Source organism: Protofrankia sp. Cj3 (assembly GCF_917627355.1).
GTDB lineage: Bacteria > Actinomycetota > Actinomycetes > Frankiales > Frankiaceae > Protofrankia.
Window position 1 is genome coordinate 69,203 of sequence record NZ_CAKJTR010000002.1, and the last position, 580, is coordinate 69,782.

Genomic DNA, 580 nt, shown 5'->3' on the forward strand with positions numbered 1-580 from the left:
AGAGACGTCTTCGCCCGCGATCTTCGGCGTGAGCCTGAGCGTCTTCAGCGTGGGGCACCGGCGGGACACGGCGCCAGGTCGCCGACAGCGCGAACCTGGCGCCGTCGGCGAGATGACATCCGGTCTGCGACATGGCTGGCCGGGCCGGTCACAACTCATCTGCGGCATGCGCTAAAGTCCACCCATCATGGCCATGGGGGATGCATGCTGAGGTTTTGCTTTTTCATCGTTTGTGTCATCATGCTTGCCGGAATTGTCGGGCTGGTGCGCGGGCATCTTCACCGGGTGCGTGTTCACAACCGCCGTACCGCCGGATTCATCACCGGAGCGAGTTTCCTGTGCCTGCTCGTACTCGCGGCGGCCGGGAATAAGTACGATTCGGCCGCGGTCACGTCGCTGGCGGTGTCGAGCTTGCGGAGCCCGTCCGTCAGCCCGTCCGGGTCATCGATTCCGTCCCCGGCCACGAGCCCGTCGGCCACTGTCGGGTTGCCTGTCGGCGAGGCCGTCGCAGCTGGGCCGGTGACACCGACGGCCGGCGAGATCCCGCCGGCTCCGCAACCGGCCGTAGCGGTCGCGACGA

The 580-nt window shown here is 67.1% G+C and carries 1 protein-coding gene; it reads right to left on the bottom strand.

What is annotated here, in order from left to right; genetic code table 11:
- Nucleotides 1–293: 293 nt before the first annotated feature.
- On the bottom strand, nucleotides 294–580 hold a 287-nt coding region (locus tag MJ783_RS00685), incomplete at its 5' end, for a hypothetical protein (protein WP_239307926.1).